20 protein-coding genes are annotated in these 23,925 nt (G+C 35.7%); 9 read left to right on the top strand and 11 right to left on the bottom strand.

The window, feature by feature from the left end; all coding sequences use genetic code 11:
• Positions 1 to 20: 20 nt before the first annotated feature.
• Positions 21 to 1,223, bottom strand: a complete 1,203-nt coding sequence (locus tag VUJ46_RS21095) for an MFS transporter (protein WP_326982628.1) — start codon at positions 1,221 to 1,223, stop codon at positions 21 to 23.
• 181 nt (positions 1,224 to 1,404) lie between these two features.
• Between VUJ46_RS21095 and VUJ46_RS21090 the strand changes: the two genes are divergently transcribed.
• Positions 1,405 to 2,256 carry an AraC family transcriptional regulator gene (locus VUJ46_RS21090; protein WP_326982627.1) on the top strand — a complete coding sequence of 284 codons (852 nt, stop codon included), beginning with the start codon at positions 1,405 to 1,407 and terminating at the stop codon, positions 2,254 to 2,256.
• A 454-nt stretch (positions 2,257 to 2,710) separates the two neighbouring features.
• On the opposite strand, the gene lipA is transcribed toward VUJ46_RS21090, so the two are convergent.
• Both lipA and VUJ46_RS21080 read right to left on the bottom strand, forming a co-directional pair.
• Positions 2,711 to 3,577, bottom strand: a complete 867-nt coding sequence (lipA, locus tag VUJ46_RS21085) for a lipoyl synthase (protein ID WP_326982626.1) — start codon at positions 3,575 to 3,577, stop codon at positions 2,711 to 2,713.
• Between the two features lie 173 nt (positions 3,578 to 3,750).
• Complete coding sequence (locus VUJ46_RS21080; RefSeq protein ID WP_326982625.1) at positions 3,751 to 4,311, bottom strand: RNA polymerase sigma factor; 561 nt, start codon at positions 4,309 to 4,311, stop codon at positions 3,751 to 3,753.
• A gap of 232 nt (positions 4,312 to 4,543) precedes the next feature.
• On the opposite strand from VUJ46_RS21080, the gene tyrS reads away from it, so the two are divergent.
• Positions 4,544 to 5,839, top strand: a complete 1,296-nt coding sequence (gene tyrS / locus VUJ46_RS21075) for a tyrosine--tRNA ligase (RefSeq protein WP_326982624.1) — start codon at positions 4,544 to 4,546, stop codon at positions 5,837 to 5,839.
• 121 nt (positions 5,840 to 5,960) lie between these two features.
• On the opposite strand, the gene VUJ46_RS21070 is transcribed toward tyrS, so the two are convergent.
• The gene (locus tag VUJ46_RS21070) at positions 5,961 to 6,380 is read right to left on the bottom strand and encodes a hypothetical protein (RefSeq protein WP_326982623.1); all 420 of its coding nucleotides are present in this window, start codon (positions 6,378 to 6,380) and stop codon (positions 5,961 to 5,963) included.
• A 205-nt stretch (positions 6,381 to 6,585) separates the two neighbouring features.
• Here VUJ46_RS21070 and VUJ46_RS21065 point away from each other — a divergent pair, with 205 nt between their 5' ends.
• Together VUJ46_RS21065 and VUJ46_RS21060 are read left to right on the top strand one after the other, a co-directional pair.
• A complete protein-coding gene (locus VUJ46_RS21065; RefSeq protein ID WP_326982622.1) occupies positions 6,586 to 8,556 on the top strand; it encodes a tetratricopeptide repeat-containing sensor histidine kinase in 1,971 nt (656 codons plus the stop codon).
• Positions 8,543 to 9,181, top strand: a complete 639-nt coding sequence (locus tag VUJ46_RS21060) for a response regulator transcription factor (protein WP_326982621.1) — start codon at positions 8,543 to 8,545, stop codon at positions 9,179 to 9,181. The genes VUJ46_RS21065 and VUJ46_RS21060 overlap by 14 nt, the downstream gene beginning before the upstream one ends.
• 900 nt (positions 9,182 to 10,081) lie before the next feature.
• Here VUJ46_RS21060 and VUJ46_RS21055 read toward each other — a convergent pair.
• On the bottom strand, positions 10,082 to 10,537 hold the full coding sequence (locus tag VUJ46_RS21055) for a hypothetical protein (RefSeq protein WP_326982620.1): 456 nt from the start codon (positions 10,535 to 10,537) through the stop codon (positions 10,082 to 10,084).
• Between the two features lie 172 nt (positions 10,538 to 10,709).
• Between VUJ46_RS21055 and VUJ46_RS21050 the strand changes: the two genes are divergently transcribed.
• Positions 10,710 to 11,348: an alpha/beta hydrolase gene (locus tag VUJ46_RS21050; RefSeq protein WP_326982619.1), complete on the top strand. Its 639-nt coding sequence runs from the start codon at positions 10,710 to 10,712 to the stop codon at positions 11,346 to 11,348.
• A gap of 902 nt (positions 11,349 to 12,250) precedes the next feature.
• Here VUJ46_RS21050 and VUJ46_RS21045 read toward each other — a convergent pair.
• A complete protein-coding gene (locus tag VUJ46_RS21045; RefSeq protein ID WP_326982618.1) occupies positions 12,251 to 13,003 on the bottom strand; it encodes a hypothetical protein in 753 nt (250 codons plus the stop codon).
• Positions 13,004 to 13,347: 344 nt separating this feature from the next.
• Entirely contained in the window at positions 13,348 to 13,524 is a 177-nt protein-coding gene (locus VUJ46_RS21040; protein ID WP_326982617.1) for a hypothetical protein, read from the bottom strand.
• Between the two features lie 1,330 nt (positions 13,525 to 14,854).
• On the opposite strand from VUJ46_RS21040, the gene VUJ46_RS21035 reads away from it, so the two are divergent.
• Entirely contained in the window at positions 14,855 to 15,382 is a 528-nt protein-coding gene (locus tag VUJ46_RS21035) for a hypothetical protein (RefSeq protein WP_326982616.1), read from the top strand.
• On the opposite strand, the gene VUJ46_RS21030 is transcribed toward VUJ46_RS21035, so the two are convergent.
• The 3 genes from VUJ46_RS21030 to VUJ46_RS21020 form a co-directional block, all read right to left on the bottom strand.
• Positions 15,379 to 16,419, bottom strand: coding sequence for a L,D-transpeptidase (locus VUJ46_RS21030; protein ID WP_326982615.1), 1,041 nt, complete (start codon positions 16,417 to 16,419; stop codon positions 15,379 to 15,381). The two genes, VUJ46_RS21035 and VUJ46_RS21030, sit on opposite strands and share 4 nt — an antisense overlap.
• A 314-nt stretch (positions 16,420 to 16,733) precedes the next feature.
• Positions 16,734 to 17,492, bottom strand: a complete 759-nt coding sequence (locus VUJ46_RS21025) for a response regulator transcription factor (protein ID WP_326985116.1) — start codon at positions 17,490 to 17,492, stop codon at positions 16,734 to 16,736.
• 628 nt (positions 17,493 to 18,120) lie between these two features.
• Positions 18,121 to 18,582: an Lrp/AsnC family transcriptional regulator gene (locus VUJ46_RS21020; RefSeq protein ID WP_326982614.1), complete on the bottom strand. Its 462-nt coding sequence runs from the start codon at positions 18,580 to 18,582 to the stop codon at positions 18,121 to 18,123.
• 366 nt (positions 18,583 to 18,948) lie between these two features.
• Between VUJ46_RS21020 and VUJ46_RS21015 the strand changes: the two genes are divergently transcribed.
• Together VUJ46_RS21015 and VUJ46_RS21010 are read left to right on the top strand one after the other, a co-directional pair.
• On the top strand, positions 18,949 to 19,947 hold the full coding sequence (locus VUJ46_RS21015) for a DUF1852 domain-containing protein (RefSeq protein ID WP_326982613.1): 999 nt from the start codon (positions 18,949 to 18,951) through the stop codon (positions 19,945 to 19,947).
• Between the two features lie 29 nt (positions 19,948 to 19,976).
• Positions 19,977 to 21,005, top strand: a complete 1,029-nt coding sequence (locus VUJ46_RS21010) for a methionine synthase (RefSeq protein WP_326982612.1) — start codon at positions 19,977 to 19,979, stop codon at positions 21,003 to 21,005.
• Positions 21,006 to 21,267: 262 nt separating this feature from the next.
• Here VUJ46_RS21010 and VUJ46_RS21005 read toward each other — a convergent pair whose 3' ends face one another.
• Positions 21,268 to 22,716 carry an IS1182 family transposase gene (locus tag VUJ46_RS21005; protein ID WP_326980898.1) on the bottom strand — a complete coding sequence of 483 codons (1,449 nt, stop codon included), beginning with the start codon at positions 22,714 to 22,716 and terminating at the stop codon, positions 21,268 to 21,270.
• Positions 22,717 to 22,790: 74 nt separating this feature from the next.
• Here VUJ46_RS21005 and VUJ46_RS21000 point away from each other — a divergent pair, with 74 nt between their 5' ends.
• Positions 22,791 to 23,870 (top strand): NUMOD4 domain-containing protein, encoded by a 1,080-nt coding sequence (locus tag VUJ46_RS21000; protein ID WP_326982611.1) that lies wholly within the window; start codon positions 22,791 to 22,793, stop codon positions 23,868 to 23,870.
• The last annotated feature ends 55 nt before the right edge of the window (positions 23,871 to 23,925 follow it).

The raw sequence follows: 23,925 nt of genomic DNA, 5'->3' as shown, positions 1-23,925 counted from the left end.
AGCTATTGGCTTCCCTTTATTTATTTGTCACATGAAATACATTCCACAGGTACTTCTTCCTGATGAAGAACCTGTGATCCGTACAGTTGTTTATATCTGAAAGCGATGATCAACCCAATGAAAGTCATTCCCACTCCGACTAAAGACGGATAGTTATAGGAATACCCCCTTTCCAGAGGCAAACCTCCAAGGAACGCACCCATTGCATTGGCACAGTTGAATGCTGCCTGCATAAATGCTGCCGCCATCATCTCACTTTTGGGTGCCGCTTTCATCATCATAATGTTAATGGGCGCTGCAACCGACATGGATAACGCTCCGCAGATGAACGTTAATACCAGCGATAATCCCGTATGTTCAGAAAGGAAAAATACACCTGCAAGAGAAACCATCATTAAAGACATCAAAAGGACACATGTTTTTTCAGGACTTAACCTGTCTGAAAGATAGCCCCCCACTAAATTTCCTACCACCATTCCGCCACCGGCGAGAATCATGACATAGGCCATCTGGCTTTCTTTAATGCCTGACATTACTGTCATTAAAGGCGTAATATAACTAAACCAAGTGAAAAGTCCGCCAAAACCGATCGCGGTAATCATTAAAACAAGCCATGCCTGCTTTCTTTTGAGGAATTTAATTTCTTCTTTAAAATGGGTATCTTCATTCGTTTCAATAGCCGGAAGCCAGAGTTTTAGGAATAATAAGGCAATTAATCCGATGACGGCGACAATCGCAAAATACCATCTCCAGTGGAAAGTATGACCTATATAAGTTACCAAAGGAACCATCGCCAGATTGGCCACGGTGAGCCCTGTGAACATTAAGGAAATATAAAAAGCTTCTTTTCCTTTTGCCGCCATTCTCGCAGCCACTACTGTTCCTACTCCGAAAAATGCTCCATGTGGCAATCCGGAAAGAAATCTGATAATAAGCATGGTCGTATAATCAGGTGCTACTGCTGAAAGTGCATTGAACAGGGTGAAAATTACCATCAGAGAAAGCAATACTTTTTTCGGTGGAAATTTCACGGAATATCCGATCAGAATCGGAGCTCCGATTACCACTCCCAATGCATATGCGGAGATTAAATGTCCCGCTTCAGGTATTGTGATCTGCAAGGTCTTTGCAATATCCGGAAGCAGACCCATCACGGTAAATTCCGTGGTTCCAATACCTAAACCACCGATAGCCAGCGGTATTATTCTTTTATCAATCTTCATTTTTTATGTAAACCTTTTTGAAACTGTTTTGGAAAGAATTAATCACCTTAATTAATTCTATTTTGAAAGTGCAAAATTCGTCAGAAATTATCATTTAAACTTTAACTCAGCTAACCTAAATTTGCTCTGTATTAACCTTTTTAATTAAATTTGAATTCAATATTAATCAAAAGAGAACGTAATGAAAATTCAGAAAGAAATCATTGAGTTTGAAGAAGGTAAATCATTCAAACTGTTTTCACCTTCGCTTAAAAACTGTTTTTTCTGGCATTACCATCCGGAAATCGAGCTGGTGTATGTAGAAGCGTGTAACGGCATCCGCCATGTCGGTAAAAATATTTCAGATTTTGAGGGAAGTGATCTTTTACTGATTGGCTCCAATATTCCGCATCTCAATTTTGATTATAAGATTCAGACCGAATGCAAGCAGCTTGTCTTACAGATGAGAAATGATTTTCTGCAGAATATTATTCTTCCCGTTCCTGAATTTGATACTATTAAAAAATTACTTGACCGTTCATATTTAGGTTTATCTTTTTCAGGGGAAACGAAAAGAATGGTGGTTGAAAAACTGCATCTCATGAAGGATAAAAATTCTTTCGAGTCTTTAATGGGCTTGATGGATATTTTACATATTCTTGCTAACTCCGGTGAAGTGAAAGAATTAAACAATGAAGACACTCGAATCAAATGGTTTTTAAATGATAAAATAAGAATGGGAACGATCTACGATTATATTCATGAGAATTACGACAAAAATCCCAACGTAAATATTATTGCTGAAAATGTGAATTTAAGTACTCCCGCTTTTTGCCGGTATTTTAAAAAACAAACGAATATGACCTTCACCGATTTTGTGAATAATTACAGAATCAATCAGGCAAAATTACTGTTGCTTCAAAATGAAGGAATCACCGAAGTCTGCTTTCAGGTCGGTTTTGAAAGTCTTTCTTATTTTAATAAGTTGTTTAAAAAACTGATGAATGAAACGCCGACCGAGTTTAAGAAAAAACATTTGAGTAAGGTTGTATAATTTTAAATGTAAACACGAATGGCACCAGTATTTACACTAATAGGCACAAACATCTTCGTAATCTGTGAGAGATAACTTGGGAGAAATTATGTAGGTATTTTTTGCCACGAATGCACGAATATTTTTATTTCCCACAGATCCCCACGGATCCCACGGATTTTCACAGATACTGCTGCTGATCTATTTTTGCTCAATCGTAGTGATCTTTCATAAGTAGAGCGGCTTGATGAGAATTAAAACGGGTAGTTGTCAAAAAAACTTAGCGGACTTCGTGTTCAACATTTCAAGTGTAAGAAAAATCAATCTGCGTCATCTGAGAGAGCAAAAATCAACATTAAAATTTAAACTCAGATTCTTTAACTTTTTATTTAGTCCCCAGGCTTTGTATTTGATCCGAGATTGCTTTCCTCGTAATGACAAAAAAATCGCTCCAAAAATTGAAGCGATTTATATATTAATGAATATGTTTTTCTGCGTGATAAGAACTTCTCACCAAAGGCGAACTTTCAACGTGTCTGAAGCCTAAACTTCTTGCAAAATCCCCGAATTCATCAAACTCTTCAGGCGTAATGAATTTTTTTACAGGAAGATGTTTTTTTGTTGGCTGTAAATACTGACCTAAGGTAATGACGTCTACATTTGCATTCCTGATGTCCTCGATTGTTTGGAACACTTCATGTTTTTCCTCACCTAAACCAAGCATTACACCGGTTTTCGTTCTTCTTTGTCCGGCTTCTTTTAAATATCTCAACACCTCAAGGCTTCTTTCATATTTTGCCTGAATTCTTACCTCTCTTGTCAAACGTTTTACGGTTTCCATGTTGTGAGAGATTACTTCCGGAGCAACATCTACCAATCTGTCAAGGTGTTTTGTTAAGCCTTGGAAATCAGGAATTAATGTTTCCATCGTAGTTCCCGGAGAAATTCTTCTTACCGCATTTACGGTTTCACCCCAAAGAATTGAACCCATATCTTTCAAATCGTCACGGTCAACAGACGTTAAAACGGCGTGTTTGATCTTCATTAATTTGATCGAACGGGCTACTTTTTCAGGTTCATCCCAGTTTACATCAAGCGGTTTTCCGGTTTTTACCCCACAAAATCCACAGCTTCTGGTACAGATATTTCCAAGAATCATGAAAGTGGCTGTTCCCTCTCCCCAGCACTCCCCCATATTTGGGCAGCTTCCGCTTTGGCAAATTGTATTTAATTTATATTTATCAACCAAAGTCCTTAATTCTCTGTAATTCTTACCGGTAGGCAATTTTACACGAATCCATTTTGGCTTCTGAACGGTAGTATCTTGAACTAAATTTTCCATTTATTTCTCAAATTGAGGTTCAAAGTTAGTGATTTTTTTATCGACTTCATCTACGATATGAATTGATGAAAATGATAATTTATCGAAAATTATTTATAGCCACGAATGATTATTGGGTATTTATTTACATAAAAAATTTATGCATTCATGGCTATAACTACGAGTTGATAAAATTAATTATCATCAAACTCGTTATTCTTCAGTAATTCGGCTAAAACTTTTTTCGCCCGCATGACCCGAACTTTCGTATTGGCAACAGAAATTCCCAGCTCTTCAGCAATTTCTTTGATACTTTTTTCTTCAAAAAATCTCAGTTTAATAATATCCTGATAATTGGCATCCAGCGATTCAATGGTCGTGATGATTTTTTTTTGTTCTTCATCCGAAATCATTAATTCTTCCGGTGATTTGGCATATTGATTCTTTACTTCATCCAAATTTTCCGTCGGATCCTGGTTCTCTCTTGATTTTTTTCGCCAAAAATCGATAATGGTATTCTGAGCAATGGTAAGCACCCAGGTTTTAAATTGAAAATGCGGATCATACATATCCAATTTTGACAAAACTTTTGAAAAAACATTGACCGTAATTTCGTCTGCATCATTTTCATCCCTCACTTTTTTCATCACAAAAGAAAAAACATCAACCCAAAAGATGTTGATGAGCCTGGTTTGAGCTTTCTGGTCTTTTTCCTTTGCTTTACCGATGAGCAGGAATAATTGTTCTTCGTTCATTAATAACAAATATAATTGATTTTGGTGAGAAAGCAAGGAGTTGGAAGCTGGAGGATGGAAGTTTTCATCTTATTGGGAATATTAGATTCTTTACGACCCTGCCACTTCGTTCTGATCAATAACCCGTCAGCAAATTTTTTAATAGATATTTACTTTCTTAGCATCAAGCTTTCTTCGCCTTATTCCTCTGAAATGATTATCTTTGCACATTAAAAATTTAAAGCAGAAAATAATGAACTCTTTTATTGAAGAACTGAAATGGCGCGGACTTTTTGCCGACATGATGCCGGGAACGGATGAACAACTGAACAAGGAAATGACCTCAGCCTATATCGGTTTTGATCCCACAGCAGATTCTTTACATATCGGAAGTCTTATTCAGATTAAAATTTTGGCTCATTTTCAGCAGCATGGTCACAAGCCAATTGCGCTAGTTGGTGGTGCTACGGGAATGATTGGTGATCCTTCAGGGAAATCTGCAGAGAGAAATCTTCTGGATGAAGAAACTCTGCTTCATTATGTTGAGTGTTTGAAAAACCAGCTGGCAAGATTCTTACATTTTGACGGAAATGAAACCAATAAAGCGGAATTGGTAAACAATTACGACTGGATGAAAAATATTTCTTTCCTTGATTTTGCAAAAAATGTCGGCAAAAATATTACGGTAAACTATATGATGGCCAAAGATTCCGTGAAAAAAAGATTTTCAGGTGAATCTGGTGCTGACGGAATGAGTTTTACGGAATTTACGTATCAGTTAATTCAGGGGTACGATTTCCTACATTTATATCAAAACGAGGGCGTAAAGCTTCAGATGGGAGGTTCTGACCAATGGGGAAATATCACAACAGGGACAGAATTAATCCGAAGAAAAGCTCAGGGAGAAGCATTTGCTTTAACGGTTCCTCTGATTACGAAAGCTGACGGTTCTAAATTCGGAAAGTCTGAAAGCGGAGAAAATTACTGGCTTGACAAAAAGAAAACCTCACCTTATAAATTCTATCAATTTTGGTTGAATGCAACAGATGTTGATGCTGAAAGATTCATTAAATTCTATACTTTCTTAGGAAAAGAGGAAATTGAAGCTTTGATTGAAGAACATGGAACAGCTCCTCACGAAAGAAAACTTCAGAAAAAATTAGCAGAAGAAGTGACAGTTTGGGTTCACGGAAGAGAAGAATATGAAAAAGCTTTAAAAGCTTCTGAAATTCTTTTCGGACGTTCAACTGCGGAAGATCTGGTAAGTCTTGACGAAGAAATTTTCCTTGAAATTTTTGATGGTGTTCCTCAAAAAGAAGTTGCTAAAGCTGATGTGTTGGGAGTAAATATCGTTGATCTGCTTTCTGAAAAATCAGGATTTCTGAAATCTAAAAGTGAAGCGACAAGAGAATTGAAAGGAAATTCAATTTCTGTCAACAAAAATAAAATCAATGAGGTTTACACAGCGAGCGAAACTGATTTAATTGACGGAAAATTCCTTTTATTACAAAAGGGTAAAAAGAGTTATTTCATTGTAAAAGTGATCTAATATCCAAAACTAAGAGGACTTCTTTATCAGGAGTTTTCCTGATAAACAGATAAAAACAAATCGCTGCAAGAGAAATCCTGCAGCGATTTTATAATACAACTATTTCGAAAGTTATTAATTTCTAGAATGTGTAAGAAGTAGAAGCAGAAAGGTATTGCCCGCTTGAAGTTCCCTCTTTCTTCAATTCTCCGTCTACCCAGATCTGAACTTTAAGTGTAGATGAAGCATTTGCCCCTATGGCATTTACGGCTACATTAGCTCCATAAGCACCTTTTTCAGATGTAATTTCAGGACTTGACCATGTTTCGCCGCTTAAGCTGCTGGCTGTCGTAGGATTTCCGTCGATTCCGTATACCGCTACGTCAATATTAGCCCCTGATGATGCAATGGCCTTGAAAACAACTTTATGCTCGCTTCCTGCTCCGTTTACCGGATTGTCATCGTCATCACTGCTGCAAGATGATGCAAACCCGATTAGCATGGTCGCCAACAATACAATGAATGTTCCTTTCAACAATTGATTTAGTGTCATTTTTTTCATAAATTTCCTTTTTTGGTTTAAATTTTTACTACTACTTAAGTCTATGATAAGTGATTTGGTAATGCAAATGTAGAACTCCCTTCAATGCCTATCAATCCAAAAAAAGCAGTAATTTTTCATACCCATTTTCAGGTAGATTTTTATCTGAAGAAAATTTTATCTATCTTGTAAATTATTTGATAAATAATTGAATTTGATGGTTATAATGAGGCATTTTTCTCTTTTAATATTTGTTTTATTTTCATTTAGTTTACAATCCCAGCAAATTGTTCCACTTAACGAAAAAAAATATACGGACAGTCTACAAGCTGTGATCGAAACCAGAAATAGCAGAGACAGCAAGGCGACTGCGTATTTTCTTCTTTCCAACTATTACCGTAATACAGATACGATTGCAAGTAAAAAGTACTTGGCTTTAGGCAAAAACTCATCAAAACAGTTTCCTCTCTTAGCCGCTAAATCTCATTATTATGAAGGACAGTATCTGCTCGAAAAAGATAAAGAGAAAGCCGCAGAGGCTTATCAAAAGGCGATTCAGGAGCTGTCAAAAATTAAATCCGAAGAGTCAGATTATTTCCAATCCTTATGCTGGTATAATTACGGTGTCGCTCAAAAAAACAAAGAAGGTTATCCTTTTTTGCTTAAAATTATTCTTGAGAAGGCGATCCCATTACTGGAAAAATATCCGGAGAGTAAGAATTTAGGTTTTTTATATTCTCAGCTGGCCATCATCCTTACCTATAACGCTGAATTTGAAAAAGCCGGAATTTACAATAGAAAAGCATTGGATATTCTTGAGAAAACAGCTCCAAATTCCTCAGAACTATTCTTTGCTTATCTGAATGCTGCCAGCAACTTCTGCTATCAGGCAAAGGGAGATGAAGCGAAAAAAAATCTTGATAAAGCGGAAAAATTAATTATCCGATATCCTGATTCCTCATTAAATGCCTCTTTTTATTATGGAAAAACATTGTATTTTATTACCAAACAGAAACATGATGAATCATTGATTGCTATCGATAAAGGTTTAATATATGCTAAAAAGTTCAATCTCAGTCTTTTGGCTCAGATGTTCTATTTTAACAAATATGATATTTTAAGGAAGCAAAAGAAATTTGGTGAATCCAAAGCAGTACTTGAAAATATTCTGAAAGAAAAAACGCTGATGGCTGATGCCAATAATAAAAAATCAGTGTATAAACAGCTTTCAAGTTTGAGTGAGGAAATGGGAGATCCAGCCGAGGCGTTAACCTGGGAAAAAAAATATTCTCGGCTAAGTGACAGCTTACATTCAGAAAATGTAAAGCTTGAAATCAATAAGCTTGAAACCAAGTTCCAAACGGCAGAAAAGGAAAAAAAGATTGCCCAGAAAGAACTTGAAATCAATAAGAAAAATCTCTATTTATGGATATTAGGGTTAGCCTCTTTATTCTTAATGATCCTCATTATTTCCATTTACCTGTATCATAAAAAACTGACACGACAAAGAGCAATCAATCACCTGCAAAACCTTAAAGAAATACAGCAGAAAGAAGAACTTAATATGGCCAAAGCCATTCTTGAAACTGAAGAGAAAGAAAGAGAACGGATTGCCAAAGATCTCCACGACGGACTGGGAGGGATGTTGGCAGGAATAAAAATAAATTTTTCAACCTGGTCCTCTACGACCGGCTTGGAAAATAATCAGCAGGCCGGTTTCGACAGGATCTTGGACCAGCTGGATCATTCCGTTAGGGAACTCAGAGCTGTAGCCAGGAACCTGATGCCTGAATCTTTATTAAATTTAGGACTGGAAGCAGCTTTAACTGATCTCTGTGAATTCTACAGCCGCAACGATCTGGAAATAGAATGTCAGGCCCTGAATATTAATCATCAACTTCCGTTATCTGTTCAGAAAAATATCTATCGGATTATTCAGGAGCTGCTTGCTAATGCCGTAAAGCATTCGCAAGCAGACAGTATCCTGGTGCAATGTTCACAATCGGATTCTAATTTGATGATTACGGTTGAAGATAACGGAAAAGGGTTTGATGAAAATATTTATAAAACCTCAAAAAGTATGGGAATCCGAAATTTGAAAAACAGAGTTGATTATCTAAAAGGAAGCATGGAAATCCATTCCGACAAAGAGGGAACCCAGATTAATATTGAACTGAATACAGATGCAATCTCATAAAATAAACATCGTCATTGTCGACGACCATCCTATCGTTATAGAAGGGCTAAAAATAATGCTCAACAACCAGTCGGTTTTTAATGTCGCTGAAACATTTACCTCAGGTGCGGAAATTATAAATTTTGTACAATCCGGAGAAGTAGACATTATTTTACTCGACATTACACTTCCGGATTCCAATGGAATAGAATTGTGTAAAAAAATTAAAATAATTTCTCCGGGAACTTCCGTAATTATGTTCAGTAACCGTTCTGAAAGAAGTATTATTATGCAGTGTATCCAAAACGGGGCGAGTGGCTATTTACTGAAAAACACATCAATTGATGAGCTTATAGACTGTATTAAAGGGGCACTTTCCGGAGATATTGTTTTCTGTAAAGAGACCAAAGACATTATCAGTAAGCCGTCTCCGAACGAATTTATAATACCCCGTCTTACCAAACGTGAAAAGCAAATTTTAAAACTCGTAGCACAGGGAAAGACAAGTGCAGTGATTGCAGAAGAGCTATTTTTAAGCCCGTTGACTGTCGATACGCACCGAAAAAATCTTCTGCAGAAATTCCGGGCAAAAAATTCCACAGAACTTATCAGTCTGGCCCTGCAGCAAAATCTCATTGATGAGTAAAATTTCAGCCTCCGCTTCCTGATGGTTTCAGTGGCAGAACAGTTTAATTTCACTTAAAAATATCATGAATTAAAAGGAAAGACTAGGTGATAGTTTGCCTTTTATCATTCCCAAAAAAACCATTCCGAGTCTCAAAAATGATATATTCTCTTTTTCCAGTGATCTTGATCAGTTACAAAAGTTGGGGAGAAATTTCAAGATTTAAAATATGTTATTTCCCACAGATAGCCAGATTTTCAAATGATGATGCTCATTTTTATTGCTCAATCTTCTCGATCTTTTATCAATAGAACAGCTTGGTGAGCCTTAAAACGAGTAGTAGTAAATAACCTTTGAGGACTTTGTGTTCAAATAATAAAAGCATACAGCAAGGCTATCATTTGCTGGGTAGAACGCCATTGCGAACGGAAAATCAGCAGTATCATTTAAAGAACTTAGCGTTAAAAATAATGATTATGGCCACGAATTCACGAATATTTTATGTCCCACAGATCTGAGACAAGATTCTTATCGAATGAACTTGTTAAATACCTGACATTCAACTAAGAGTATCATCTGTGGAAATCTATTGAATCCGTGGGAAATAAAAATTACTACCATTGAATCTTTAAAATTTCCTTTACATTATTTAAGTCTTTCCAGGTTGTAACATCATTGAATACTTATACATCAGGTTTCACCCGACGCTACTCCTATTTAACCCTTTCGGGGGGGGAAGGTAAATTAAAAAAGAAAACAGCATAAATTCCTATTTTAATTTTCAAGCGATTTAAACTTTTTGCCAAATCCCCAAGTTTTGGGCCTGATCCGTGATCCTGATCTGTTTTGCGAACAGGCCATGAATCCCATAAAAAAACCGTTTCATTGCTGAAACGGCTCTTTTTTAGTTATTTTTTCTTCCTATAATTCCAGGAAGCTGTGTGTTACGCTTACTACTTTATTGGTTCCTTTTCCAATAATGGTATCTGATTTTGCAATTTCACTGTCAATCCACATATTTACAATCAGTTTTGAATCATCATACGGAAGATCCGCACTTGCGGCTACTCTTAATTGAGACTGGCTTTCATCCACAAAGAACTCATCACTTTTCCATGAAATTCCTGTAGCTGTATAGTTGGTTTCGGCTCCTGTGCCAATCTGTGTTGCAATAGCATTGAATTTTCCTGTAACAGGAGGTACGGGAGCCGGTGTAGGACCACCGGTAACTATTTTAGATTCAAATTGTACAATATGTTGTTTGTCTTCGTCATCATCATCCTTTTTACAAGAATTTATAACAGTGGTTATTGAGAATAATGCGACAAATAAAAAGGAAAGTCTACGTAAACTTTTTGAGTTGTAAAATTGCTTCATTTTTTCCAAATAGATTTTTAATGTTTCAAATATAGGTTTTTTATCAATATAAAAATAACTTTTTTGAAAATTTTCCAATAAAGATTTCTAAACAATATCAAATCAACAAAAGGCAAAAAAGGAGAAGATAAGGCTTACAACAGGAATATAATTTATTAATTATCTTTGTTGTATGAATTTAGATTATATCGTTCGCGAACCCGAAAATATTACTCCGACTACCCCTATCCTTTTTATGCTCCACGGTTACGGAAGCAATGAACAGGATTTGTTCAGTTTCCGAGAAACGCTTCCTGCAGACTGGATTATTGTAAGCTTCAGAGCCCCAAGAGAGACCCAGTTTGAAGGATATTCCTGGTATGACATTGATTTTAATGACCCTGAAAATTTCATTGATGTCCCTCAGGCTAAAGAATCATTACATTCTGTGCTTGAAAATATTTTAAAAATCGTTAACCACTACGGAATTACAGAAGGAAAAACCCATCTCTGCGGTTTTAGCCAGGGTGGAATTTTATGCTATGCCTTAGCCTTGCAGTATCCGGAAATGTTTAATTATATCGCTTGCATGAGCTGTTATCCCGAAGAAAAAATAATGGACGGAATAGTGAAAGACAAAAAGAAGCTGGAAGGTTTACGTTTTTTTATCTCACACGGTACCGATGATGCGGTTATTCCATTGGAATGGGGAAGAAAAGCAGCAGATCTACTGTACGATCTCAGCTGCTATTTTTCTTTCAGAGAATACATGAGCGGTCATGGAGTCAATCAAAAGAATTACATGGATTTAATGGAATTCTTTTCTAAATAATTACATTACCATCCAATAAAGGACATCCAAATATAATTTTTCTGCTAATGATTGGTGGTTGTCGATATAAAAATTTTGTTAGAATATGGAAAAATCGACCAAGCTAAGACCTTCGTGTTGATCCATATTCTAATAAAAAAAACATTGATGTGAAAAATAAATATAAATCAATCATAAATATTGCTAAAAACACTCACAATTTTATCCTTTACTCTTTTTGCTTCACATATTGGACATTGAAAAAATATTATATAAATAACTGGCATTAGGGAGTTAATTAGTAAAAAATAAAAGTGAAATATATAAAATAGTCTTTTGGGTATTATAACAGAGCATGTATTTCCTTTAGCAGTCAATAAAGAGCATGACGGAAAGTAAAATTCAGTCCGTTAAGGATAAAATTAGATTAAGACAAACCTTAAAAAAGCCGATTTATAAACCGGTTAAGTACATACCTTAAGTCTTAAGCTCCCCCCCCTTAATGATGAAGTTTAAATCCCATGAAGGCTTAAGCCTCATTTAATGATAAGTTTTGGGCAAAACCTCATAAAACTGATCGTCCCAAGACGGACTGAAGCCTGTCTCCTATTGATTTATAGAATATTATATTGACCGAACTGAGGTTATTACTAATTTCTGTGAAATGTTGCTTTCTTTACCATTTTATAATAGCTCAAAAATCATTTTCAAAATTGAGATATGTATTTTCTTCAATCAAAACAAAAGGTTTGCTGAAAATTTTTGCGCTCAGCTATGGGCAGCTTACATATAAGGCTGCCCTTTTTGGACAGCCTTTTAATTTTTTTGGTCAACAAGCCTTCTTAATCAGAAATAATAGTATTATCAAAAATTAAGAGCAGTGAATATTATAAGGATTCTATATTTTTTAATCAGGTAAAAAATTAAAGACCTAAATATACATAAGTACTTACACTCATACTTAAAGGTCTTACATCCAAAGTTGCCTGCGTTACATTTCCATTAATAGATTCTGTTGTAGCAGAAACTGTATGACTATGATCTCCTGCGTTTGAAGTTTGATACGTACCAGAAGTATCATCTGCAATATCAGTTAAACTATCACTCCTAGTAACTTGATAACTTGTATTTCCCCGATCTACATAATTATGATTATGTGATCCGGCAACATTTGTACTTCCCGTTGAAGACAATGTAATATTTGGAAGTTGATTTCTACTAATTGTTTTAGTATTAGTATTTGATAATCCTCCGGGAGTTGCATTATTCTGAACCAGATAAGCATTTGTTGCATCCGGTAAATTAGCTGAGAAACCCAGAGTATTAGCTTGGGTTTGTTGACTGGAAGTTAAGCTCGCTACGGAACGTCCATCTAATTTAACCCACCCGTTATGATCTGCAGTGATAAGACTATATTTAATATCTCCAGTTAAATTAATTGCTGTACCAATAGTTTTCCATTCTGGTGAAGTATCACCCCCGTTTGATGTCAGCACTTGTCCTAGTGTACCTGCACTCCCTTGATCCGTAGCATTACCCCCAACATTTAGTTCATTGGTAATCTGCAAACTTCCATTTACATGAAGTGATTTTCTAGGGGTTTCCGTATTAATTCCTACTTGAGAAAAAGAAATAGTTGAAATTAAAGTAAAAATAAAAAGCAATGTGTTTCTCATAAATTTATTTGGTTTAAAAAATAGCGAAATAGGTATTAGCTGATAAAAAGAAAAAAAACGGTTGAGGATAAAATTTATTAAAATTATACACTTACCAAAATGAAAATTACCTACAAAATTTGACTTTTAACAGCTAAATGATCATATGACTTTGCAGATTTTTCTCTTTTCTACAATTTTTAACGTTATTGGATCTTTTACATACCTTAGTGTAATGAAAGTATGCTCTAAGAGTACCCTTAATTTATCTGATAAATTATTAATGTGAATAAAGTTCTATTAGAATCAAGACACAAATTGAATGTCTTTCTTCACTCAAGAAGCGTCCTTTGCTGATGGAACATTTATATACTTAGCATCACTATCATAAACAGTAGTAAAAAATTAAGCATATGAGCCACTTGAGAAAGGGCTGTTATTCCGGAAGTTCTCTTTACATCCAATACCTGTGTTGGATTTTCTATATTAATTCCTACTTGGGAAAATAAAGTAATTGAAGCAAAAAAAATAGTGTTTTTCATAAATAAATTTTAATGTACTGCAATAAGTTAAAATACTCATCGTATTTTACGCTTTCAATAAATTCGAAAATCTAGAAACAATACGCTCTTTTGTACAATTTCAGGAATTCTGTGTTTTTAAAATCTTGCATCCAAAGACATCCCATACCTAAATGTAATAAATTTAGCTTTTAGACGACTTTTATACGTAAATAAATATATAATTTTAAATAATTAAAGTAATATTTACTACAATAATACAAATTTATAATATTTTAACAATTATAAATGCTTTAGATATTTATCGATTCATGCGTAGATTTTTTTCCAACATATTTTTAAGGTTTTAAAACCCTAAGTTCCATTGTCTCACGGAAAAGTACACCCAAAAGCAAATAAACAACTGATAGTCAAAATATTGAATACAAAAGAAAGAAAGAAAGAAAGAAAATAATCATCCGTTTTAAGATCATTGATCATCTGATTTGTGTACCTATTACCAAAAACAGAGCAGAACCTTCTTTTCTACTTGCTAAAGGCATTTCCGAGGCTTCATTATTCAACCTTTAAAACACAAAAGTTACGCATGAAAATATTGAACAGCCAGAAGAAAACCTTACTGCAGTCTGGGGCGACCCGGAGATGACCGGTAAGAAGAAAAAACTCGAACTTGCTTATTGATCTCGTTAACAGTGATCTGAGATCTTTGCTCAGGAATTTTGTGTGTACCATTCCCACTATCAATTATTATTTGGGAAGATGAGCCGGTTTCATCATTTTAATTTAATGAAATTTAAGTTTGAGAAACCATTTACAGCAATGTAGGATGAGTTTTCTTTTCAGCATGTTCATAGACTGAAAAAACAAAAGAATCCATCAGCGGAGAAATGGTGAGACCTTTTACCGCTATTTTTGATTATCTGAATGATAAATTGTATCTTAGAAAAAACAAAAATTTCGATAAACCCTTTCATTTGGATATGAGCGCGGTTTAATTTTAGGCTGGATAGCCTGGAGCGGCAAAGCGATATTGTAAAAGTGGCAACTCAAAACGTAAATGCAGCTTAAGTGTATCACAGTAATTGCCTGCAATATAATTTTACCCTGAAAATAGGTTTCTCAATTGCTGGTGTAAGAAAAGAGTAAACTGATGATCAATCAGGAATACAAGAAGAAAACAGGATGATGAGTATTACCAGAAGTAGTACCGCCGGATATGACAATGGAAAAAATTCCACAACCTGCTGAGATCTTATGAAGGCAGAGCAATATCTATGATGGTAAAGAGAAAGACCGGCTTTTTGAAATTCAGTTTTACAAGAGAAGATCCAATCCCATATCAGGAATAAATATGAATACCGAAGAAACCACATTAGACAAGATCCGTACAAGACCCAGATTTAAAATGTTTACTCATTTGAGCAAGGAAGAATACGCCGAAAATCTGAAAAACTACCTTAGTGATCATCAGGATGAATTTTCAGGAAATATCAACAGAGAAGTGGCTACCATTTGCGTAGAAACGGGCGATAACAGCTACTGGAAACCACAGTTAGCACTGAGAGTAGAGATAGAAGACGAACAAACCGCAATACGGGGTATTTTCGGACCCAGTTCAGCGGTTTGGACTTTTTTTATGTTTCTTTATTTTTCGTTTTCAATTCTGTGGATGACTTTTTTCACCATGTATTATGTGGAAAAACAAATCAGGAGCCATGAGTATCCATGGGCCTTGCATGCTTCTTTCTTAATGCTCATCTTTATTGCACTGACCTATGCCGCAGCACGATTCGGACAGCATAAAGGAAAAGATGAAATGCTGAAGCTAAGAAGATTTGCCGAGGAATCGACTCTTCAGTTTGAAAAGAAAAACCATTAAGGAGATTGTGTTTTAGGGTTCTCAGGCATCTGCTGGATCATCGCTTTTGCAGCCCTGATAGAATCAACCACTTTTTCGCGGTTGTTCTGCTCTCTTATGATTTTTTCAACATTGGGTTCAATCATTTTGGTCATTTCCTCTACAGACACATTATTCGCGTTAGGATCTTCCAGTAAATTTCTCCAAGGCTTTCTTTTACCCCATTTATAATCCCCGTAAACTAGTACTGCTGTTCCTTTTGCTTTGGTGGTTGCCCCTCCCGGATTCAGTACCCATGTATCGGCATATCCGTATAACCATTTTGCATCTTTCATCAGCAATCTCAAACAAGAATGTGACGCCGGATATCCGGGGAGGTCATACTGATGCCATCCAATTCCGTCAAGATTAAAAATATTAAAATTATAAGGCAATTTCCATTCGCTGCTTACCGTAGAAATAGCAAGCTGTTTTTTCCAGTTGGCAAATGTTAATCCTGTTTTTGTCTTTGCCGTTTTTTTCCCCATACTGGTAGGTCCCCATTTTACGAGGCTTCCGTCTGTATAAACCCCATAAGCCTGAAGAGGATAAGAAAATACCACAAACTTCTTAACCCCGCTCAATACATCCAGCTGCATGGGAAAAGGAGAATAAGACATAAGAGTTGTATCTATCTTTGCAGGAACCACCAGCGTATCAGAATTCCACTTATTTTTAGAATCCAATCTGTTTAAGGCCAAAATAGCATAACGTTCCCTTTCACTATATTTTTTACTGAATATCGAATAGGCAGAATCTCTCAGCTTTTTATCTTTAGGAAGCACAAAGGCATTGTAAAAGCCTGTTTCCTGCATCGCAGGAGGCATGGATTCTTTTTGTACCACAGGGGAATCTATTTTTACAGAATCTTTTTCAGCTTCTTCAGGGAGGTCCGAAATTGCGGTTGCCGTATCAGTGATCGCATCATTAACTTTTTCAATTTCTTTTTTACAGGAAACCACGAAAAATGCAATGATTAGTGTTGATAGAAATGATTTTTTCACAAGAATGTTTTTCATAAAAATAAGGAGTCATTTAGTTTTGCTACTCAATACAAATATCAGACCTAATTTTTAATCCTGAAAATTATTCATATAAATACCGTAAAAAAACGGTGATTTTTAAGTGGAAAAGAACCGAGAATACTCTTCTGAAATTTTTCGGTGTATTGAATCGCTTTTGACTCTTATGAAAGCTGCTGACCCTATTTTTTGTTTTCAATGTAACTTTAAAACCCAGGCGGCAATAAGCTGACCTTCAGACATCGAACGCGATACCGGTGAGCTATCCTATTTTAGAAGGACCTTAAAAATTAGTTTCACAACCAGCTAAACTATAACAGTTTATTATTTTTAGCGTAGGCCAGAGCTTCTGCGATATTGTTAACTCCTATTTTTTCAAAAAGTTTTTTTCTGTGAAATTTAACCGTATCCGAAGTTACGAATATCTTATCAGCAATTTCAGTAATCTTCAGCCCGCTGGCCGACAGACTTAAAATTTCATATTCTCTTTGGGAGAGTTTTTTCTTCTCTTCTTTAAACCATTGATCCTTCTGGATATCATAGATCCAGAGGTCATCACTTTGATCTTTGCTGAGAATGACATTTCCGGATGATTGTGCACTGGAAAGTGATACCATACAAATCGCTTTCCACACTTTACCATCATCTGTCAGAAAAAAGGGGGTCAATTTGTGATTGATAAGCACTTCATTTTTTTTCTCATTAATTAAACAGAAATCATAAGAAATCGTATAGAGTTTTCTGTCTTCTATTTTCAGTTTTTCATAGAATTCGAATCCAGCTTTATTAATCTTTACCAGGAGTTCCAGATCTTCCGGTTTTACATTTTTAAAATAGAATGCATAACCAAGCTTTTTCACCTCTTCTGATGTCATTCCGCATAAAAAAAGAGGATTGTCCGAGACATATTCGAAAGCCTTTTCAAAGTAATCAATAATATATAAACTCTGGTAGGACATTCTGGAAAATGCCTTTACAGCTTCCAGATAGTCATTTCTCTGCGAATAGTCAATCTTGGCATCAGATTCTATTTTATTGTTTTCATTAAAAAACCTGCTGATATCTTCCATGGCACTTGATAGGGACACTACCTAAAAGGGTAGTTTTCATCTTTATAACACAAATCTACACAAAAGTGTAGTTCCCTGCAATACAACTAATTGTATTTTTGTTATTAATTACATAAGGGTGGAAATTTTAATCAAAGAGGTATCAACACAAATTTTAGGTAAAAAAACTAATTTATAAGTTAGTTCAGAAAAAACACAAAAACCATGAAAACCCTTATAAACTAATCAATAGTACCGTCACTAAGGCGGTATTTTCAATTTTCAGACCTGCTGACGACGGTTTATAATCATCATTACAAAATGGCACAAAATTGTTTAACCATCTTTCTACAAGGAATGCCTAAAAAGACTTTTTTATCTTCCGCTCCTCTCACATATTTTCCGGATAATAGCAAACATTTTAGTTCATCAGCCCATTCGTTCCTAGTGTAAGCCAGGAAATGATCAGATTATATTTAAACATGCGCTACATGTTTCGCATTATTCAAAAAGTCAGTCTTACTCATCCCTCAGTTGGTCGACTTTTGCAACCGTCATGACTGATATTTACATATTGATAAGCCGGATCTGCGTCCATATGTAAATACCCTCAATTTTAAAGGATCTTCAGATAGCATTCTTTACATGTTTATATCTTTATTCCGTGCAAATTTTTTACCTCCGCCATAACAAAGGTACTGTGCGTACTTCCAATTGAATCTACCGATCCTAATTTATTAAATACAAAATCCTGATAATGTTTCATGTCCTTTGCCTGAACTTTTAAAAAGAAGTCATAATCACCGGAAATGTTAAAACACTCCACCACTTCGTCTATTTTGAGGATTTCTTTTACAAAATCGTGTCCGACAGATTTTTCGTGAATCTTTAATTTAATCTGACAGAGAACCATAAATCCACGATTGAGTTTTTCGGCATCAAGTATCGCTGCATATTTTCTGATGTAACCTTCCTGCTCAAGTCTTTTAATCCTTTCGTAGACAGGTGTAAGAGACAGGCTAACTTCCTGTGCAAGCTCCTTAACGGTTAGTTTTGCATTGTTTTGTAATAGTTTTAAGAGCTGTAAATCTTTTTCGTCAATATTATCCACAGTAAAATTTTCTGTTTTTGTTTTAAAAATTTAAATATACAGAAAAAATCACTTATAAATCTTTAAATACAGGTCTTTTTTACTGAATTTTTACTAAATGGCAATATTTTTATTAGGTTTAGGTATTTTTACAAAATATTTAAGAGAACATTCTATAAAGAATATCCATTGATTTTGTAGAGTTTTTTTCCCCAACACAAAAGCTGAAGACTGTCAACAGGTTTGCAAGAGTTCAGACGTTTTAAAAGAATAATTTCCTGATTGTAAGTAGGCATTGATTTTATCTTGCAAAATGAAAGACAATATAAATACAGGTAATTAAATGAATTGATCATATTATAAAATTTAATAAAAAACAAAAAATAAATGGAAAATACCCTGAATACCAAGTCCCAAGATTTTACCTTCACCTTAAAAAGTATTTACTTCAACGAAAACTATATTCCCTCCGACAATACGCGTGCAACAACGAATTTTGCTAATTTGGCAAGAGGAGCAAGCCGTCAGGAGAATTTGCGTAATACGATCAATATGATTAACAATCGTTTTAATTCCCTGGCAAAATGGGATAATCCTGATAACAATCGTTATACCGTTGAATTAGAAATTGTTTCTGTTGATATCGATATTGATGGGAGCGGTACTACTTTCCCGTCGATTGAAATCCTGAAAACGCATATTATAGACCATAAAACAGGTAAACGAATTGAGGGCATTGTTGGAAATAACTTTTCGTCTTATGTACGGGATTACGATTTTAGTGTCCTGCTTTTAGACCATAACAAAGGGAAAGATAAATTTAGCATCCCTGATAATTTTGGCGAATTACACGGCAATATATTTAAACATTTTGTAAATTCAGAAAGTTACAAAAAACAGTTCGCCAAAAGACCTGTTATTTGTCTGAGCGTAGCAGAGAACAAAACCTACCATCGTACCGGAAACCACCATCCAATATTAGGCTTTGAATACCAACCGAGTGAATCTTCTTTAACGGAGCAATACTTCAAAAAAATGGGGCTGCAGGTTCGTTATTTTATGCCACCCAACAGCGCCGCACCTTTGGCATTTTTCTTCTTTGGCGACTTACTGTTTGATTATACCAACCTAGAATTGATCAGTACCATCAGCACCATGGAAACCTTTCAAAAAATTTACAGACCTGAAATTTATAATGCCAATTCTGTCGCAGACCAGCGCTACAAGCCCAGTCTGAAAAACCAGGACCATTCTTTAACCAAAATCGTATACAACCGCGAAGAGCGCAGCCAGCTGGCAATAGAACAGGGCAAATTCACAGAAAAACATTTCATTAAGCCTAACCAAAGCTTCCTAGAACATTGGTCGGCCAATTTCAGTCAGTAATCAATACAATCCAATAAAATTATTTTATTATGAAGAAATTAGTACCCACGTCAATTGTGGGAAGCTTACCCAAACCTGCGTGGCTTGCACCCCCGGAAAAGTTATGGTCACCCTGGAAATTAGAAGGCGATCAGCTGCTTGAAGGGAAACAGGATGCTTTGCTTATTTCATTGCAGGAACAACAATTAGCAGGGGTGGATATCATTAGTGACGGTGAACAAACACGTCAGCATTTCGTAACCACCTTTATCGAGCATCTGAGTGGGGTAGATTTTGAAAATCGTAAAATCGTAAAAATTCGTGACCGTTATGATGCCAGTGTACCTATGGTTATAGGTGAGGTGGCACGTCAGAAAGCAGTTTTTGTTGAAGATGCTAAATTTTTACGCAAACAGACGGACAAACCTATAAAATGGGCTTTACCCGGGCCGTTGACCATGGTAGACACCTTATACGATGACCATTACAAGAGTCGTGAAAAGCTGGCTTGGGAATTCGCGAAAGCCCTTAATGAAGAAGCAAGAGAACTGCAGGATGCGGGGGTAGATATTATCCAGTTTGACGAGCCTGCATTTAATGTTTTCTTTGATGAAGTAAACGACTGGGGAATGGCTGCATTAGAAAGAGCTATTGAAGGGTTACACTGCCAGACGGCGGTCCATATTTGTTATGGCTATGGAATAAAAGCCAATAATGACTGGAAAAAAACACTGGGCTCAGAATGGCGCCAATACGAAGAAATTTTCCCTAAAATTCAAAAATCTACAATTGACGTTGTGTCATTGGAATGTCATAACTCAAATGTGCCTTTGCATTTAATGGAGCTTGTTCGTGGCAAAAAAGTAATGGTTGGCGCAATCGATGTGGCGACCAATACTATCGAAACCCCCGAAGAAGTAGCCAATACATTGCGTAAAGCTCTTGAGTTTGTCGATATCGAAAATCTATATCCCTCCACAAACTGTGGTATGGCTCCTTTGTCACGAAATGTAGCAAGAGGTAAATTAAGTGCATTGAGCGCAGGAGCAGAAATTATACGTAAAGAATTTGGAAAATAATCCATTATACCGTAGCTGATTTAAGATACCTCTTTTTAAGATTCAAAAAAATAAACTGTCCCACAAAGGAGGGCACTGAAAAACCCCGTTCATATAGAATTACCAATTGATTTGGAGTTAGAATTAAGAGTTTATTACGAAAATTAAACCTTCGTAATAAGCTTTTTTTCTTTTTTTCAGTATCAAATTTTTGAGGTTTAACGGGATTGATATTGCGCCACGCCTGCGATGTTTATAAAAGACGGAGTATAGATCGATTTCTCTATATTAATTTCAGGATTCTCTTCAAATTGACAGTGAAAATAGCCATTGCACCCTGCATTTGCATATTTTCAATACCATTTGCAATCGCCCTGTCGTAGCCGTGTACGTTTTTAAGCTCGCTGTTTTTGGCTTCGATTTTATAGCGGTGTTTCGATTTTTCTTTGTAATAATCGCTTTCCTGAAAAATCATTTGCTCCTTATGTAAGTCTGATTTTATGGAAACCGAATAAGTTTTAGATTTTGCTCCTTCTTTATAACATCCTTCTTTTAATGGGCAAACCTTGCATTTTTCAATATCAAAATAATAGGTATCCACTTGATTTCCGCCTACGTGTTTCTTCCCGCCACGAGCTTTGCGAATCGCCAAATGCCCTGCAGGACACACAAAACGGTCGGCATCTTTATTGTAATCAAAACGGTCTTCATCTTTTCGAAAACCCTGGGTGATGGAAGGATTAAGTCTGGCTACTATTTTAATATTTTGTTCGCCCGCAATTTTCAGATTTTCTTTTCCGCTGTAAGCAGCGTCACCAATGATGGCATCTACCTCCATCCCGTTGTCCTGGCTCATCTGCAGTAATTTTGGCAGTTCCGGGCCGTCGCCTTTTTCTCCCGAAGTTACCACGGCCGCCGTAATAATCCGCTCTTCGCTCATCGCCAAGTGCGTTTTGTATCCGAAAAAAGAACTGTCAGCCGATTTGTGACCCGTTTTAGCGTCGGCATCTTTTGAAAAAACCATCTGCTCCCCGGTGTCTCTCACTGTTTCCTTCAAAAGATTCAGCTTCTCCTTTACAGCAGGAATCTCCCTGATAGAAGCTTCGTTTTCAATGCGTTTTTCGAGTTCTCTGCAATAATCCAATTCTTTGTTTAAATCATTTTCAATATTTTTTGAGGGCATTTTAGTTTTAAATTCTTCATCAAACTGATAAACGGTCTTGCGAAGCAGTTTTGAGCGCTCCCGCAATACTTCTATCGTTGAAAAAGGATTGCTCATCGACAAGGTGTGAGTGGCATCTACAATGATGGATCTGGATTTGATGATGCCTTTTTCAATCGCAATACTCACGGTTTTACCAATGAGCAAGCTTAAAAGATCACTATCTTTCAAACGCAGTTTTCTGAATTTTGTAAGGGAACTGGGATTGATTACATCTTCTTCCGGAGTCATATCCAAGAAATATTTAAAGGACATATCATACCGGGAACGCTCTACCACATCTACATCAGAAACTGTATAAATACTTTTTAAAAGCAGGTATTTAAACATCCGTACCGGACTTTCAGCATTGCGACCATTGTTTAAGCAGTATTTGCTCAAAAGCTCATCATAGATGAAAGAAAAATCAATCAGCTCATTAATTTTTCTAAGAAGGTTTTCCTTCGGTACAATTAAATCATACAAACCGGAATAGGCACTCAACGGAAGTTTTTCTTGCTGTATTAACATTTGCTTTGCTATTGAAATTTACATTGAAGATAAAAAAATAAGCAAAACTTTTAAAGTTTTGCTTATTTTTTTTAATGAAGTTTACTTTTTCAGTGCCCTCAACATTTCGATGGTTTTTGCAAAGTAATCCTCCTAAAAAAGAAGACTTTATCATCGCTACACCATCAGATATTTCAGCTGACTCATTTAATCAGTTTCTTTGGGAGAAGCTGGGTAAACCTTTAATTGACAAAGGTAATCCTCCTCCATGTATGAATCTGTCGCTTGAAAATCTTCCCGGAGAATATTGGATTCCAATACCAATCCAAGACTTTGAAAATCGTTTTATGATTTCTAACAAAGGTAGAATAAAACGGTTAGAAAGCTGGACTTCAAAAGGAAGAAAAATATTTTTGAAAGAACAGATATTATCTCAGTTCATGATACGCAACAGCAATACAACGTATTCTTTATATTGCAGATTAAATAATGAAGGCAAAGAAGTCCAACCCGTAATGAGCAAATTACTTTATTATTGTTTTGTAGAAAAATTTGATATTAAAGACAGAAGGCTTGCTGTAGTAAATGAGAGTAATCCGCAATGGGATATAGACTTGTCAAAACTTTCATTACGTCCCGTTTCTTATGTTCTTCGAGAAAGAAATAAAGAGTTTGGCGTGATTAAGGTGAGAACAATATGTAATTCCAAAAAAGTATTTAATGATTCGCTTTGGAAAAAACTGGATAAACCACAAATTAATAAAAAGAATCCACCTGCCATTTTCAACTTATCGATAAAAGACTTACAGGATGAATATTGGAGATCGTTACCCGGCTTTGAAGGGAAATATGTAATTTCAAATAAAGGAAGAATAAAACGATTAAGTGACTGGTGTGCGGGGTATCAATTTTTCAGAGAAGAGCAAATTATCTCTCTCAATGTAATAAAGAAAAATAAATCCGGTTACCTTTATTTTAAGTTGCACCCAAAGGAAGATACAAATCCCAAAATGCTTTTACGGCTGCTTTACTATTGCTTTGTCGAACAATTTGATCTTAATGATAAAACATTGCGGGTAATTAATGAAAATGAGCCTCTCTGGGATATAGATCTATCAAAGTTATCATTACGCTCTATTGCGGATGCATTTAATAAAACGATAATCAAAAAGTAGAATAGGAACATTTCACAAAATCTTTCTGATCTGACAGATCAGCTAATATTACATA

The sequence above is a fragment of the Chryseobacterium sp. MYb264 genome (genome assembly GCF_035974275.1).
Classification (GTDB): Bacteria; Bacteroidota; Bacteroidia; order Flavobacteriales; family Weeksellaceae; genus Chryseobacterium.
Note: the sequence above shows the minus strand (reverse complement) of the source record. Positions and strands in the feature narration are given on the sequence as shown.